Annotated in this window: 14 protein-coding genes; 5 read left to right on the forward strand and 9 right to left on the reverse strand. The window is 67.9% G+C overall.

Annotated elements, in window-relative coordinates:
- Positions 1 to 138 precede the first annotated feature (138 nt).
- From ACZ7OI_RS17470 to ACZ7OI_RS17500, 7 genes are all read right to left on the reverse strand, one after another.
- Positions 139 to 972, reverse strand: coding sequence for an alpha/beta fold hydrolase (locus ACZ7OI_RS17470; protein WP_470265233.1), 834 nt, complete (start codon positions 970 to 972; stop codon positions 139 to 141).
- A 48-nt stretch (positions 973 to 1,020) separates the two neighbouring features.
- Positions 1,021 to 1,488 (reverse strand): flavin reductase family protein, encoded by a 468-nt coding sequence (locus ACZ7OI_RS17475; protein WP_470265234.1) that lies wholly within the window; start codon positions 1,486 to 1,488, stop codon positions 1,021 to 1,023.
- A gap of 29 nt (positions 1,489 to 1,517) precedes the next feature.
- Positions 1,518 to 2,990 carry an FAD-dependent oxidoreductase gene (locus ACZ7OI_RS17480; RefSeq protein ID WP_470265235.1) on the reverse strand — a complete coding sequence of 491 codons (1,473 nt, stop codon included), beginning with the start codon at positions 2,988 to 2,990 and terminating at the stop codon, positions 1,518 to 1,520.
- Positions 2,991 to 3,003: 13 nt separating this feature from the next.
- Positions 3,004 to 5,505: a flavin-containing monooxygenase gene (locus ACZ7OI_RS17485; RefSeq protein WP_470265236.1), complete on the reverse strand. Its 2,502-nt coding sequence runs from the start codon at positions 5,503 to 5,505 to the stop codon at positions 3,004 to 3,006.
- A gap of 1 nt (position 5,506) precedes the next feature.
- Positions 5,507 to 6,442 carry a VOC family protein gene (locus ACZ7OI_RS17490; protein WP_470265237.1) on the reverse strand — a complete coding sequence of 312 codons (936 nt, stop codon included), beginning with the start codon at positions 6,440 to 6,442 and terminating at the stop codon, positions 5,507 to 5,509.
- 14 nt (positions 6,443 to 6,456) lie between these two features.
- On the reverse strand, positions 6,457 to 7,641 hold the full coding sequence (locus ACZ7OI_RS17495; protein WP_470265238.1) for an acyl-CoA dehydrogenase family protein: 1,185 nt from the start codon (positions 7,639 to 7,641) through the stop codon (positions 6,457 to 6,459).
- Positions 7,642 to 7,729: 88 nt separating this feature from the next.
- The gene (locus tag ACZ7OI_RS17500) at positions 7,730 to 8,773 is read right to left on the reverse strand and encodes a 2Fe-2S iron-sulfur cluster-binding protein (RefSeq protein ID WP_470265239.1); all 1,044 of its coding nucleotides are present in this window, start codon (positions 8,771 to 8,773) and stop codon (positions 7,730 to 7,732) included.
- A gap of 160 nt (positions 8,774 to 8,933) precedes the next feature.
- Here ACZ7OI_RS17500 and ACZ7OI_RS17505 point away from each other — a divergent pair, with 160 nt between their 5' ends.
- From ACZ7OI_RS17505 to ACZ7OI_RS17520, 4 genes are all read left to right on the forward strand, one after another.
- Positions 8,934 to 9,320, forward strand: coding sequence for a nuclear transport factor 2 family protein (locus tag ACZ7OI_RS17505; RefSeq protein WP_470265240.1), 387 nt, complete (start codon positions 8,934 to 8,936; stop codon positions 9,318 to 9,320).
- Between the two features lie 88 nt (positions 9,321 to 9,408).
- Complete coding sequence (locus tag ACZ7OI_RS17510; protein WP_470265241.1) at positions 9,409 to 10,554, forward strand: Rieske 2Fe-2S domain-containing protein; 1,146 nt, start codon at positions 9,409 to 9,411, stop codon at positions 10,552 to 10,554.
- Positions 10,551 to 10,814 (forward strand): ferredoxin, encoded by a 264-nt coding sequence (locus tag ACZ7OI_RS17515; protein WP_470265242.1) that lies wholly within the window; start codon positions 10,551 to 10,553, stop codon positions 10,812 to 10,814. The genes ACZ7OI_RS17510 and ACZ7OI_RS17515 overlap by 4 nt, the downstream gene beginning before the upstream one ends.
- Positions 10,815 to 10,972: 158 nt before the next feature.
- Positions 10,973 to 11,812: an IclR family transcriptional regulator gene (locus ACZ7OI_RS17520; protein WP_470265243.1), complete on the forward strand. Its 840-nt coding sequence runs from the start codon at positions 10,973 to 10,975 to the stop codon at positions 11,810 to 11,812.
- Between the two features lie 38 nt (positions 11,813 to 11,850).
- Here ACZ7OI_RS17520 and ACZ7OI_RS17525 read toward each other — a convergent pair whose 3' ends face one another.
- The gene (locus ACZ7OI_RS17525) at positions 11,851 to 12,591 is read right to left on the reverse strand and encodes an SDR family NAD(P)-dependent oxidoreductase (RefSeq protein WP_470265244.1); all 741 of its coding nucleotides are present in this window, start codon (positions 12,589 to 12,591) and stop codon (positions 11,851 to 11,853) included.
- A 174-nt stretch (positions 12,592 to 12,765) separates the two neighbouring features.
- Between ACZ7OI_RS17525 and ACZ7OI_RS17530 the strand changes: the two genes are divergently transcribed.
- Positions 12,766 to 13,521: an SDR family NAD(P)-dependent oxidoreductase gene (locus ACZ7OI_RS17530; RefSeq protein WP_470265245.1), complete on the forward strand. Its 756-nt coding sequence runs from the start codon at positions 12,766 to 12,768 to the stop codon at positions 13,519 to 13,521.
- 42 nt (positions 13,522 to 13,563) lie between these two features.
- Here ACZ7OI_RS17530 and ACZ7OI_RS17535 read toward each other — a convergent pair whose 3' ends face one another.
- Positions 13,564 to 14,430 carry a manganese catalase gene (locus ACZ7OI_RS17535; protein ID WP_470265246.1) on the reverse strand — a complete coding sequence of 289 codons (867 nt, stop codon included), beginning with the start codon at positions 14,428 to 14,430 and terminating at the stop codon, positions 13,564 to 13,566.
- Positions 14,431 to 14,470 lie beyond the last annotated feature (40 nt).

Raw genomic sequence — 14,470 nt, forward strand, 5'->3', positions numbered from 1 at the left:
GGGTGTGTGGCTTGGTGAGCGTGTCCTATGCCACCACTCACTCCTCCCCTCTTCCCCCCCCCCCTCACTCTGACGCGATCCCGCGGCCCGGTTGGGTTTAAAAAAGTGTTGGGGGGAGATTAGTTGGGGGGAGAGAAGTTAGCGGGTTAGGAAGGCTAGGACGGTGGCTTCCCAGGCGGCTTTTTGTTCGATCATTACCCAGTGGCCGCATTTCGGGAAGATGTGGATTTCGCCTTCGGGGAGGGTGCGCATGGGGAGCAGGGCCATGTCGACGGGGCTGACTCGGTCGTCTCGGCCCCAGGTGATCAAGGTGGGGATGGTGAGGTTGTGCAGGTGTGCCCAGGGTGGGGTTTCTGGGCTGCGCGAGGCCATTTTGGCCAGGGCTGTTGCGCCGTACATTCTGCGGGAGTTTTCCAGGGTGGCGGGGTCGGTGGCTTGGGTCCAGCGTTCTTCGATGAGTTCCTCGGTGATTGTGGCCTGGTCGTAGACCATCGAGCGCAGCCAGGCTACTAGGGCTTCGCGGGTCGGGTTTTCTGCGAATTCGCTGAGGCGGACGATGCCTTCGCCTGGCTGGGAACTGAAAATCGGGGTTCCGATGCCGCCGATTGTGACCAGGCGTTCGACGCGTTCGGGGGCTGAGAGGGCGAAGTCCGTCGCTACGAATCCGCCCATCGAATTGCCTATCAGGCGTACGCGGTCGAGCCCTAGACCGTCCAGGAACGCGCGTACTGCGGTCCTGGCGGACTGCATTGGATGCGCGGCGCCGAAATCGTCGCTGACTCCGAAACCGGGGAACTCCAGCACGATCGTGCGGTAGTGCGGGGCGAACGTCGGCAGATTAGCGCCGAAGTTGCGCCATCCGGTCACGCCGGGGCCGGAACCGTGCAGCAGCACCAGCGGCGGGCCGTCGCCGCTTTCGCGGTAGCGCAGGACGCCGTGTTCGGTGGGGAGTTCGAGCAGCTCGGGGGTCATGGTTCGACCTTGCCAGCGAGAACCGGGGTATCCGCGCGGCTCTCCCGATCAGCGGACGCCCGCGCTGATCCGCCCGTAACGGCCGCGGAAGAAGACCAGCGGCTCGAGATCCGACGAGTGCAGATGCCGCACCCGGGAAACGACGATCGTGTGGTCGCCCGCCGCGTGCTCGGTGTCGAGTTCCGCTTCGATCCATGCCAGGGAATCAGTCACTACTGGCGCACCTGACGGTGACGGCGTCCAGCCGATTCCGGCGAACTTGTCGGCGCCGCGGGCCGCCAGCCGACGGCACACTGCTTCCTGGGATTCGGACAGGATGCTGATCGCGTAGCAGCCCGCGGCCCGTACTCGCGGCCATGAGGTGCTGCTCGCGGCCACGCAGAACGCGACCAGCGGCGGATCGAGCGACACCGAGGTGAACGAGTTCGCCGCCAGGCCGGCCGGCGAACCGGTTTCCGGGTCGATGCCGGTGATCGCCACGACGCCGGTCGCGAAATGACCCAGCACGGTCCGCATCCGCGCAGGGTCCGATGTGGACGGTCCGGTCATTCGGCTTCTCCTTTCGCCGCGGCGATTCCGGCCCTGCGCCCGTAGAAACTGCCGTCTCCCAGCGAAGCGCCGCTGACGTAACCTCCGGTGCAGATGCCCGCCGTACAGCGTCCGGCGGCGAACAGGCCCGGGATCGGCTCCCCGGATACGTGCAGCACCCGGGAGTCCAGGTCGGTCCGCAATCCTCCCAAAGGGAATCCGGCGGTGGCGCCTCGCAGGTCGAACGCGGCGACCGCGCCGGTCAGCGGGCGCAGCCACTCCGGTTTCTTGCCGAACAACGGGTCCCGGCCAAGCGCGGCATAGGTGTTGTAGACCTGGACCGTCGTTTGCAGCGCCAGTTCCGGCAGGCCCATGTCGGCCTCCAACTCGGCGACAGTCTCTGCGGCCCAGGTCGGCGGCACGCGGAAGATCGGCGTGGCGGTCTCGGTCGCGAGCGCTTCCTCGTGCGCCTGTTCGTCGATCACCAGGAACGCCTGGTTGTCCTGGTGGAACAGCGTCGCTTGGCCGATCCGGCCCGGGTACGTGTCTTCGGTGACGTAGCGCTGGCCCTGGCCGTTGACGAGAATGCCGCGCGCCATCATCTGCGGATCGGCGAAGAACGCGACTTCGGTGGCGTCCATGTGCGCGGTGGCCGCGCCGAACGCGGTCGCGGCCAGGATGCCGACGCCGTCGTGTTCCTCGATCGCGGCTCCCGGACGGCCGATCAGCCGCGGCGCATGGTCGGCGACCATGCGCTCGGAGTAGGCGAATCCGCCGGTCGCCAGGACGACGCCGAGCTCGGCCCGGACGGCGATCTCGCGGCCGTAGCGCCGCGCGAGCACGCCGACGACCCGTTCGCCGTCCACGATGAGACGGCTCAGGCGGACGTCGTAGGAAACGCGTACGCCGAGCGCTTCGGCGGTCTCCGCGAGCGGCTTCATCAGCATGTAGCCGCCGCCTCGCTCCCCCGTGCGCTTGTTGTGCATCTGCGGCACGTGTCCGCGCGGCGCCGGGCTGGCGACGGCGTTGAACGGAGCCGCGTTCTCGCCGCCGGAATAGGCCAGGCCTTCGTCGTGCGGCGGCTCCCAGCCGGGCTCGTCCCAGAGCGCCTCGAGGAAGGGCACGCCGTTGCCGACCAGCCAGTCGTAGTGCTCCAAGCTGCCCCGGCAGTAATCGGCGATCTTGGCTTCGTCCGCTCCTGGACCGACGGCCGCGAGCAGGAACTTCTCCATGTTCTCCACGGTGTCCTCGACCCCGAGGGCGCGCTGGAGCGGAGTGCCGCCGCCGAGGTACACGAACCCGCCGGCCAGCGCCGCCGCGCCGCCCCAGCCGCTCGTGCGTTCCAGGATCAGCACCTGCGCGCCGGACCTCGCGGCCTCGATCGCCGCGGACACGCCTGCGATGCCGTACCCGGCGATCACCACGTCCGCGGTCTCGTGCCATTCGGCGATCGAGGCGGCCGGGACGGGACGCAGCTTGTCGGTCGTCATGGATCAGTCCTTCCTAGGCCAGGAGGTCCCGCATCATCTGCCAGAGCTTTTCGCGCGCGGGTTCGGTCAGGGACAACGCCGGGATCGTCAGGAAGCCGTGGAACAGGCCCTCGAACCGGTGCGCGGTGACGGCTGTCCCGGCTTCCCGCAGGCGCGCGGCGTAGTCGTCTCCGGCCGTGCACAACGGATCCAGTTCCGCGGTCGCGACCACTGCGGGAGGAAGGTCCACAAGAGACTCCGCCCGGGTTGGCACCAGGTAGGGACTGTCGGTTCCGTTCGGCGCGTATTGCGCCCAGTACCACCGCATGGCGGTCTCGGTGTTGTAGTAACCCTCGCCGTAACGCTGATAGGACTCGGTGGAGAAATCGTCGTCGATCACCGGGTACAGCAGGACTTGCGCGGCGACGCGCGGGCCGCCGCGGTCGCGGGCCGCGAGGCACACCGTCGCGGCGAGGTTGCCCCCGGCACTGTCGCCGGCCACGCCGATCCGCGCCGGGTCTCCCCCGTATTCAGCGGCGTGCTCGGTGGCCCAGACCAGCGCCGCGTACAAGTCCTCCATCGCTGCGGGACCTGGATGTTCCGGGGCTAGCCGGTAGTCGACCGCGATCACCACGGCCTCGACCGCATCGGCCATCGAACGGCAGAACTCGTCGTGGCTGTCGAGGTCGCAGAACACGAAACCGCCGCCGTGCGCGAAGACCACTACCGGAAGCGGCGTTTCGTGGTGCGGCGCGTAGATCCGCAGGGCCAGGTCCCCGCCGGGGCCTTCGATGACGCGGTCTTCCGCTATGCGCATCGCGGGCTGATGCGTCAGCGGTGCCCGGCGGGAGCGGATGAGCAACCGCAGGTCCGCGGGATCGTGCTGGGTCACGTCCGGGAAGTCGGCCAGACCCGCCAGCATCGCCTTCACCTCGGCGGCGGGATCGTCGAGGACGAACCCGCGGTAGCCGGCGGACGCGACCTCGTCGCAGATCGCGCGGTACTTGCCGAGCCCGCCCACGTACGGCATGAACACCCGGGGCTTGCCGGGGATGTTCGCGCCGAGGTACCAGGAATTGGCTGCCGGGAACAACGTCGCCGCAGCGTTGGCGTTGCACGTGGACACCCATTCCGCGACGGCGTCCTCGCTCGCCTCGATCGTCGTCGCGCGGTTCTCGTCGAGATAGTCCACACAGGACGCGATCCAGTCCACGTGCTGTTCGGCGGTCAGCACCATGTTCGCCAGCACGCTCGGACTTCCGGGACCGGACACGACGAACATGTTGGGGAATCCGGAAACCGCCAGCCCGAGGTAGGTGCGCGGGCCTGCCGACCATTCGTCGCGCAGCGTGCGCCCGTCCCGGCCGCGGATGTCGATGCGGGACAGCGAACCCGTCATCGCGTCGAAACCGGTGGCGAAAATCAGCATGTCGAGTGCGTGAAGCCCCGCCGAGGTGCGGACGCCGTCCGGCACGATCTCGGTGATCGGCGTGCGCCGGAGGTTGACCAGTTCGACGTTTTCCCGGTTGTACGCCTCGAAATAGCCGCTGTCGGTGACGATCCGTTTCGTGCCGATCGGATGGTCGTCCGGGATGAGCTGCTCGGCGATCTCCGGGTCGTGCACGAGTTCGCGGATCTTGGCTTCGACGTATTCGCGCGCGGTGTCGTTGGCGGCGAGATTCGTGGTCTGGTCGGGAAAAGCCTTGGCGAACAGGTATCCCCCGCGTTCCCACCACTGGTCGTAGATCCGGGTCCGCTCGGCGGCGTCGACCTCGAGCGCGCCGCGCGGATGCGGGCTGTTGGGCGTGCCGCCGCCGCTGATCCGCGACAGCCGCCGACGCTCGGGATAACTGGCTTTGACTTCCGCGAGGTACTCCGGCGTCAGCGGGCGGTTCCGCGCGGGAATCGAATAGTTGGGGCTGCGCTGGAAAACCGTCACCTGTGCCGCGGTTTCCGCGACAACCGGGATCGTCTGGATTCCGGACGACCCGGTCCCGATCACGCCGACGCGCTTGCCCTCGAACTCCACGGCGTGGTGCGGCCAGGCTCCGGTGTGGTAGAGCTCGCCCGCGAAACTGTCCCGGCCGGGAATCTCCGGCAGATTGGTCGCGGACAGGACACCGGTGGCCAGCACGAAAAACCGCGCGCGGACGGTCCGGGCGGTGTCGGTGCGGATCGTCCACCGTCCGGACCGGTCGTCGTAGTCCGCCGCCGTCACCCGGGTCGAAAACTCGTACGCGGAGCGCAGGTCGTGCCGGTCCGCGACATGGCCGAGGTACCGCAGGATCTCCTCCTGGGCCGCGAATCGCTCGCTCCACGTCCATTCCTGCTGCAGGTCTTCGTCGAACGAGTACGAGTAGTCGATGCTTTCGACGTCGCAGCGCGCACCGGGGTACCGGTTGTGGTACCAGGTGCCGCCCACCCCGGCCGCGCTCTCGAAGCCCCGCACGCGCATGCCGCGGCTGCGGAGTTTGTGCATCGCGTAAAGACCGGCGATACCGGCCCCGACGACGACTGCGTCGAAACTGTTCTCCACGTCAGGCATCCACAGTGGACTCGGCGGCTTTCCGCGCTTCCTTCATTTCCTTCATCCAGAGCCATTCGTGGCCCCAGTAGCTGTCCGCGGTGATTTCCTCGGCGGTGTAATAGCTTTCGTCGACGAGCTGACCGCCGTAGCCGTACTCGATGTCCCAGCCTCCGGGGACGCGCACGTAGAAGGAGATCATCTTGTCGTTGGTGTGCCGGCCGAGAGTGGAGGACACCGGGAAATCGCGCGCCAGCACCTGGTCGTAGGCGCGGCCGACCGCGTCGAGCGAATCGACCTCCACCATGACGTGGATCAGGCCCGGGTCGCGGCCTTCCAGACTCGGCATGATCGCCAGGCTGTGGTGGCGCTGGTTGATCCCGAGGAACCGGATGCGCAGCGGACCGGCTTCGGGCGGGCCGGGCATCCGGAACGCGCCGCGCGAGAGGAAGCCGAGCGTCTCGGTGTAGAAGTCGAAGGACTCGTCGAAGCTGGTGGTCGGCATGACCACGTGACCGAGGCCCTGCGCGCCGGTGACGAACTTGTGGGCGTACTTGGTGACCACGGGGCTGTGTTCGAGCACCGGCCCGTGGAAGAACTCGAGCGGCGTGCCGCCGGGATCCTTCGCGGAGAAGCCAGCCTCGACCTTGCGCCGGTCCGCGAGTTCCTGCGACATCGGCGTGCACTCCACGCCAGCGTCCTCGAGCGTCGCGCGAAGCCGACGCAACGCCGGAGCGTCGCGCACTTCCCAGCCGACGGCCGTCACGCGATCCGCGTCGCCCTGCTCGACGGTGATCCGCGACGGGCGCTCGTCCATCCGGAAGTGCAACGCGTCCTTCTCGTCGCCGAAACCCGGCGCGAAACCGAGCACGTCGAAGCCGAGTTCGCGCCAGCGCTCCAGATCGGTGGCGATGACCCGGACGTAGCCGAGTCCCTTGATTTCGCTCATGAGGGAGTCCTTTCTCAGATCATCACGCGCAGGGGACCCTGCGGGACTTCGACGTTCAGCGACGCCAGCGCGGCGGCGTGGTAGGTGGTGCTGGTGACGTGGATCGCGTGGTGGAGACCGGCGTGCGCGTCCCGCCAGAAACGCTGCAGAGGGTTGTCCATCCGCAGCGCGTTCCCGCCGGCGCGGTCGAAGATCTCGTCGGCGGCGCGAACCGCTCGCCACGCCGCGCGGGCCTGGTCCCGGCGGATCTGGGCACGCGTGGCGAAGTCGATCTCCTCGCCGCGGTCGACTTTGTCCCACACCCGGTCCACATTGGACAGAAGCTGCTGGCGCGCGGCGTCGATCTCCGAAGCCGAATCGCTGAGCGCGTGCAGCACGTACGGGTCGTCTTTGACGAGGGTTCCGGTGGCACCGACCCGGTTGCGCTGGTAGTCGACCCCGGCGGCCAGCACTCCCTCGCAAATGCCGATGGTGGCCGAGGTGATGCCCAGCGGGAAGATGGTCGACCACGGCATCTTGTACAGCGTCTCGGTGACGCCGAACTCCTTCGCCGCTGAGCCGTCGATGACCTTGTCCGCGTCCATCACCCGGTACGCCGGGACGAACGCGTCCTTGACCACGATGTCCTTGCTGCCGGTGCCGCGAAGACCGACGACGTCCCAGGAACCGTCGATGATCTCGTAATCCGAGCGCGGCAGGATCACGTGCATGCTGTGCGGCGGCATCAGCGGCTGCCCGTCCTGGCCGCCGAGCATCGCGCCGAGGAAGATCCAGTCGCAGTGGTCGGTTCCCGACGAGAACTGCCAGCGGCCGTTCAGCACGAATCCGCCGTCCGCCGGAACCGCGACACCGGCGGGCATGTACGGCGACGCCTGCCACGTGTCGGTGTCCGTGCCCAGGATTTCTTCCTGCACCTTCGGATCGGCGAAGGCGAGCTGCCACGGATGCACTCCGACGATGCCGCCCACCCAGCCCGCCGATCCGTAGATGCTCGCGGTCTTCATGACCGTCTCGGCGAACTCGCGCGGGTGGGCCTCGTAGCCGTTGTACTTCTTGCGCTGCAGCAAGCGGATGAGGCCCGCCTGCTTGAGCCGCTTCGCCATGTCGTCGGGAAGGCGGCCGAGCGACTCGCCTTCCTCGGCGGCGGCGCGGAGTTCGTCGGCGATCGCCTCGATATTGTCGAGCACTGAATTCGGCACACGGGCCTCCTAGGTCTTCGCAGTGGGTCGAGCTTGCCAACCAGGAAGCCGGATCGGACCAGGTCTCCTGATGAGTGGAACAGCGGCCTCAGTACTCGATGGCGATCTCGTCGCCGACCGGTTCCGCCTGGCACGCCAGGATGTAGCCCTCGGCGAGATCGTCTTCGGTGAGAATCTCGTTGCGCGCCAAGGCCACCTTCCCTGAGGTCAGCGAGCACACGCACGCGCTGCAGGCGCCTTCACGGCACGAGTACGGCGCGTCGACGCCTGCAGCCAAAAGGGCGTCGAGGAGTTTTTGCCCGGCCGTCCACGGCACGACGTGGTCGGCTCCGTCGAGGGAGGCCCGCACTGTGCAGACGACCTCGCCGCTGCCTGGCTCTGGCTCGTCGGCGAACGGATCTTGCTGCAGAGAAAGGAATCGCTCCGAATGCACCCGGGTCCCGGGCAGCCCGGCGCAGACTTCCGCCGCCAGGTCCATCAACGGCTCCGGGCCGCAGAGGTAGACGTCGCGGCCGGCGAACGGGCGCAGCAGCACGGTCAGCAGGTTCCGGCCGGGATAGCCCTGCAGCGACTCCAGCAGGTGGATCACGGTGAAGCGGTCGGGAAACTTGCTCTCGAGGGCGGCCAGTTCCCCGGCGAAGATCACCGACGCCTCGTCCCGGTTCGCGTAGACCAGCACGACGTCCCCGCTGCCGCCGAACAGGATCGACTTCGCGATCGCGATCACCGGCGTGATCCCGCTGCCGCCCGCGAGCAGCACCACCGACTGGTCCAGCGACGCGGGCGTGAAAGTCCCGGCGGGCGGGAGCACGTCCAGTTCGTCCCCGGCCGCGACCGTGTCGCAGAGCCAGTTGGATCCGTGCCCGCCGCGCACCCGCTTGACGGTGAACTTCATCGCCTGGTCGCTGTGCGGCGAGCTCGACAGCGAATAGCAGCGGGCGGAACCCCTTCCGGCGTCCGGGACCCGCACGGTCAGGAACTGTCCCGCACGGTAGCCGAACGCGGTGCCCCCGACCGGCTCCACGACGAACGAGCGCGCGTCGGCGGTCTCCTCCACGACGTTGGTCACCCGGACCCTCGTCCCGCGCGAACCCGGCACGGTCTCGCGGCCGGTACTCGTTTCGGTGGACATCCACCCTCCTGGTCGTCGTCGCCTGATCGGGACCTGGGGAAGGTTAGGGCCGCACCCGGACGCCGGATGGCCGTCGTTTCGCTGACTGGGAGACCGGTCGGTTCCCACCAAGCGGTTGCTCGGGCTTTTTCCCGGTCGCGGCTGTGCTTGCATCCCCCGCATGCTGAGCATCGACAAGATCACCCAGACAGTCGCGGAGTACGCGCGCAGGCTCGAAGCAGGCGATTCGGCCAAGATCGCTGAGCTCTACGCCGAGGACGCCACCGTCGAAGACCCCGCGGGCAGCGCTGTCCGCAAGGGCCGTGACGCCATCGCCGCGTTCTACGGCGAACTCGACGGCCTCGCTCTCACGGCCGAACTGCTGACCGTCCGGGCTGCCGGCGACACGGCGGCCTTCCACCTGCGCGTGATCACCACGACCGACGAGTTCGTCAGCTCGATCGAGCCGATCGACGTCATGACGTTCGACGAACGCGGCCGGATCACGAGCATGCGCGCGATCTGGAGCCCGGCCGACGTCGTGCACCGACGGCGTTCCAGTCAGTGAACTGCGACCGGGTTCGTCACCCCGGCTCTTGTTACAACCGGAACGCACCGGACCGACAGCCCCCGCCTACCCTTTCCAGGAGAGCGCGATGACTTCTCTGCAACCGGACGAGATCCGCCTGATCGAAGCGGATTCGGCGCCGTCCCGCTTCGCCCGCGGCTGGCATTGCCTGGGTCTCGTCCGCGATTTCGCCGACGGGAAACCGCATACCGTGCACGCCTTCGGCACGAAACTCGTGGTGTTCCGCGGAGCGAACGGAAAGATCAATATTCTCGATTCCTACTGCCGGCACCTCGGCGGCGATCTGTCCCAGGGCGAGGTCAAGGGCGACGAGATCGCCTGCCCGTTCCACGACTGGCGCTGGGGCGGCGACGGCCGGTGCAAGCAGATCCCGTACAGCAAACGCGTCCCGATGCTCGCGCGCACCCGGGCGTGGACCACCTCGGAACAGGACGGCTTGCTGTTCGTCTGGCACGACCCGGAAGGCAAGAAGCCGACCGAGGAGGTCGCCATCCCGCGCATCGAGGGCGCGGAAAGCGACGAGTGGACCGACTGGCACTGGTACACGACCGTCGTGAACACCAACTGCCGCGAGATCATCGACAACGTCGTGGACATGGCGCATTTCTTTTACGTGCACGGATCGCTGCCGACCTATTTCAAGAACGTCTTCGAGGGCCACGTCGCGACCCAGTACATGAACGGCGACGCCCGCGACGACTACCCCGCGCCCGAGGGGCAGCCGAAAATGCTCGGCACCACCTCCGTCGCGTCGTATTACGGCCCGTCGTTCATGATCGACGACCTCACCTACCACTACGAGTTCGGCGATCACCACACGGTTCTGCTCAACTGCCATTACCCGATCTCAGCGGATTCGTTCGTGCTGCAGTACGGGATCATCGTCAAGAAATCGGCGTCGCTGCCGGAGGACGCGGCGATGGCGTCGGCGATCGCGCTCGGCGACTACATCAAGGTCGGCTTCGAGCAGGACGTCGAGATCTGGAAGAACAAAGCCAGGATCGACAATCCGCTGCTGTGCGAGGAAGACGGGCCGGTGTACCAGCTCCGCCGCTGGTACGAGCAGTTCTACGTCGACGTCGCGGACATCCGGCCGGAGATGGTCGACCGGTTCGAGTACGAACTGGACCTCACCCGCCCGACGAAGGCGTGGCACGACGAGGTGGCCGCCAACATCGCCCGGCAGGCCAAGCCGACGGAGACCGCGCCGTGAGCGAACTCAGGACCGACAACCGGCTCGACGACGTGCCGATGCAGCCGCTGCGGTGCCGGCACTGCGCGGCACGGCTGCTGGTGCGCAAGAGCACCGTGCACCAGACGAGCTTGCAGTGGAACGCCGACGCCGTCGAAGCCTGCGCGGAACTCGGCGCTTCGCCGATTCCGGGACCCGCGCTGGCCGGATGTTCGCGGCTCAAGGAATCCCTCGAGGCCGAGGTCGCCGCAGGGCGGCTTCGGATCGTGCAGACGGTGTGACCGCACAGGTGCGCCGTGCCCGGTTTGCCCGGACACGGCGCACTTCTCTGTCCGCGAGCCGGTTTACAGCCGAGTGTCGATGTGCCTACACTCCAAGGTGTCAGATTCTGACAGGTAGTCTTAATCTGACACACGCAGTCTCTGGAGGTGGTGTTGCAATGGCGCACATCGAGGAAGCCCCCGCGGCGATGATCGACCGCGTCGCGTCGCTGCTGGAGTCCTTCGTGGGCGAACGGCCGCTGACCCTGGCCGAACTCGCCCGCCGCTCCCACGTGCCGCGGTCGTCGGCGCACCGGATCCTGCAGCGGCTGGTCGAACTGGGCTGGGTGGAGCGCAAGGAGTTCACCTACACGCTCGGCGTGCGGATGTTCGAACTCGGCTCGCAGTTCACCCGGCGGCGCACCGTCCCCCGCGCCGCCGTGGCGGTGATGGCCGAGCTGCACCGGCGCTGCGGGCTGACGGTGTACCTGAGCATGCTGGTCGGCTCCGAGATCATGCACCTCGAACGGATCGGCTCGTGGCCGTCCGCCTCCGGGCAATGGAGCGCGGGCGCGCGGCAGCCGGTGCCGCTCACCGCCCCCGGCCGGGCGCTGCTCGCCACTCTGTCCCCCGATCATTGGCCCGAACTGCATTTCGGGTACGCGCCCACGCAGTACTCCATTCAGTCGCGCAGCCAGCTCCTGCGCGACCTCGCCCGCATCCGCGACCGCGGCGGGGTGGCGGTGGACGAACAGGGCACTCATCACGGCGTCACCGTGGTGGCCGCCCCGATCACCACGATGGACGACGACGGGCACTTCGCATTGTCGGTGTGCGGGCCGACCCGGGCACTCGATTTGGTCTCGACGATCACCGAGGTGCGCAACGCCGCCGCGACGGTATGGCGGGTCGCCAACGGGGTTCCGACGCTGCGACCTCGGGCGGTGCCGGACCTTCCGCGGTCCACCGAGCCTTCCTCCGCGGTCGAGCTGCAGCTGGCCAACGGCGGATCCGCGTAGCCTTCACCGTCGGGGACGCCGACGGTGAAGGCCGCTCGTCAGGCTGTTTGGCCGCCGTCGATCACGAAGTCCTGTCCGGTGCAGTAACTGCTGGCGTCGCTGGCGAGGAAGGCCACCAGCGAGGCCACCTCGGCAGTCGTACCAGGACGACGGATCGGCTGACCCGCCACCGCTCCCCCGCCCGCCCGCGTCGTCTCGGAAATCATCTGCGTGTCGATCGCGCCCGGGCACACGCAATTGACCCGGATGCCGAACTCGCCAAGCTCCTTCGCCGCGGATTTGCTCGCGCCGCGCAGCCCCCATTTCGAGGCGCTGTATCCCAGCCCGCCTGCGAAGCCGGTCAACCCCGCGGTCGAAGCGACGTTGATGATCGAACCGCCGCGTTCGCGCATCAACGGCAGCACGGCCTGCATCCCGAGAACCGGCCCGATCAGGTTGACGCCCAACGTTTGCGCGAGGTGCTCCTCCTCGAAACTCTCCAACGGCGCCTTGCGATAGAACCCAGCGTTGTTGACGAGCACGTCGACCCGGCCGAACTCGGCGCGCGCACGTTCCATCGCGGCAGCCCAGTTTTGCTTGCTGCGCACGTCCAATCCGACCGTGAGCGTCTCGCCGTCGATCTCCGCCGCCACTGCGGCGACGGCGCTTTCGTCCAGATCGGCCAGGACGACGCGTGCACCTAGCCGCGCTGTTGTCCGGGCATGCTCGGCGCCCTGCCCTTGCGCGGCACCGGTGACGAACACGATTTTGTCCCGCAGGTCCACGAGTTGATCGGTCACGTTCCACTTCCTTCGGCTCGGAGCGCTCAGTCGCGCGAAGGTACCTTCGCCGGAAGGGAGACCGGAGGGCATGCGTCGGCTCAGCGGACACCTCTTTTGGTTGACCGGCACGGCGTGAGCTCGTAAGCTCCACCAAGCGCTTGCTTGTTGTCGGCCGACGGGAGAAGCGGACTTGTGAGGGATTTCCACGGCAAGCGGGGCGTCGCGGTCGTGACCGGAGGCACCGGAGGGCTGGGCACGGCGATCTGCCGGACTCTCGCCGAGCGCGGCTGCGCGATCGCTTTCACCTACCGCAGCAATCAGGAAGCAGCGGACAGTCTGGCAGCTGAACTCGGAGCGACCGCCGATCCCCTCGACCTCACCGATCCCGCGCAGACCAAGGCGTACGTCGACAGCGTGCTCGAGCGCTTCGGGGCGATCCACACCCTCGTCCACGCCGCCGGACCGCTCGTCCCGCAGCAGCACCTGTCCACAGTGGACCCCGACGACTTCGGCAGGCACCTCGCCGCGGAAGCCGCCGCGTTCTTCAACCTCGTCCATCCCGCGTTGCCCGCGCTGCGGGCCAGCAAGGGATCGATCGTCGCGGTCACCACCGCGGCGACCAAGCGTTACCCGGTCCGCGACGGTCTTTCCGCCGGGCCCAAGGGAGCGGTCGAAGCCACCGCCCGTGCGCTCGCGGCCGAGGAAGGCCGGTTCGGCGTGCGCGTCAACTGCGTCGGGCCCGGGATGCTGACCGACGGCATGGCAGCGGACCTGATGGCGCGCGGCGATCTCGACGAACGCGCTCTCGAAGCCGCCCGGCACGCCATCCCGTTGCGCGCCTTCGGAAGCGCGCAGGACGTCGCGGAGGCAGTGTGTTTCCTGGCCTCCGACCGGGCCGGGTTCATCAGCGGGCAGAAACTCGACGTGGACGGCGGATACGGGGTCTGACCGCCGCCGGGGCCCCGGGTCTCCCCGAGGCCCCGGCACAGGTCACTTGGCTTTGTTCTTCATTTCTTTCGCTTTCCCCTTCACCGAACCCTTGGCGTCCTGCGTCGGCGAATACGTCCCGTACAACGCCGGATCCGGCTTCGGCGCAGTACCGGGACCGCCGAGCGGCTTCGGCTCGGCGAGGTACTCGATGCCTTCCCCTCCGAAACTCCAGCCCGCCTTCGCCCCGTCCGGGCCGTCCGACAGATGCCACACAGTGTTGTTGTGGTCCTGGTTTTCCTCGTCGAACAACGCGTTCGGCGCGATGTCGCTTTCCAGGCCGTCGGCTTTCAGCTCTTCGATCGCGGCCAGCCACTGCTTCTGGTGCACGGTGTCGCGGGCGAGGTTGAACTGCAGCATCGCCTTCACGCCGGGGTCGTCGGTCATCCGGTACAGTCGCGCGGTCTGGAGCCTGCCCTGCGCCTCGGCCGCCGCGTTCGCGCGGAAGTCGGCGAGGAGGTTGCCGGAGGCGATGATGTACTTGCCGTTCCACGGCGTGCCGTTCGAGTCGGCGGGCAGCGCGCCGCCGCCGGCCACGATCGCCTGCTGCGGGTCCATTCCGCCGAGCACCGCCGCCATCACCGGGTCCTTCGCGGCTTCCGCCGTCGCGGTGGCCGGTGCTCCTTCGAGCAGCCGCGCGACCATCGTCGCGAGCATTTCGACGTGCCCGATCTCCTCGGTCGCGGTGTCCATGATCAGGTCCTTGTACTTGCCCTCCACGCGGCAGTTCCAGCCCTGGAACAGGTACTGCATGGTCACCGTCATCTCGCCGAACGCGCCGCCGATCAGCTCCTGGAGCTTGCGCGCGTACACCGGATCCGGCTTCTCGGGCTTCGCCTCGAACTGCAGCAGCTTGGTGTGTCGGAACATCAGGGTCCTTCCCCGGGGATTCGAGCCGGGCGGAATACCC

This window comes from Amycolatopsis sp. NPDC114503, from assembly GCF_055633655.1.

Coding starts and splice junctions, on each gene's coding strand:
- ACZ7OI_RS17510 (WP_470265241.1), top strand. CDS start 9,409: ATGACTTCTCTGCAACCGGACGAGATCCGCCTGATCGAAGCGGATTCG.
- ACZ7OI_RS17535 (WP_470265246.1), bottom strand. CDS start 14,430: ATGTTCCGACACACCAAGCTGCTGCAGTTCGAGGCGAAGCCCGAGAAG.
- ACZ7OI_RS17470 (WP_470265233.1), bottom strand. CDS start 972: ATGACCCCCGAGCTGCTCGAACTCCCCACCGAACACGGCGTCCTGCGC.
- ACZ7OI_RS17505 (WP_470265240.1), top strand. CDS start 8,934: ATGCTGAGCATCGACAAGATCACCCAGACAGTCGCGGAGTACGCGCGC.
- ACZ7OI_RS17475 (WP_470265234.1), bottom strand. CDS start 1,488: ATGCGGACCGTGCTGGGTCATTTCGCGACCGGCGTCGTGGCGATCACC.
- ACZ7OI_RS17480 (WP_470265235.1), bottom strand. CDS start 2,990: ATGACGACCGACAAGCTGCGTCCCGTCCCGGCCGCCTCGATCGCCGAA.
- ACZ7OI_RS17500 (WP_470265239.1), bottom strand. CDS start 8,773: ATGTCCACCGAAACGAGTACCGGCCGCGAGACCGTGCCGGGTTCGCGC.
- ACZ7OI_RS17490 (WP_470265237.1), bottom strand. CDS start 6,442: ATGAGCGAAATCAAGGGACTCGGCTACGTCCGGGTCATCGCCACCGAT.
- ACZ7OI_RS17520 (WP_470265243.1), top strand. CDS start 10,973: ATGGCGCACATCGAGGAAGCCCCCGCGGCGATGATCGACCGCGTCGCG.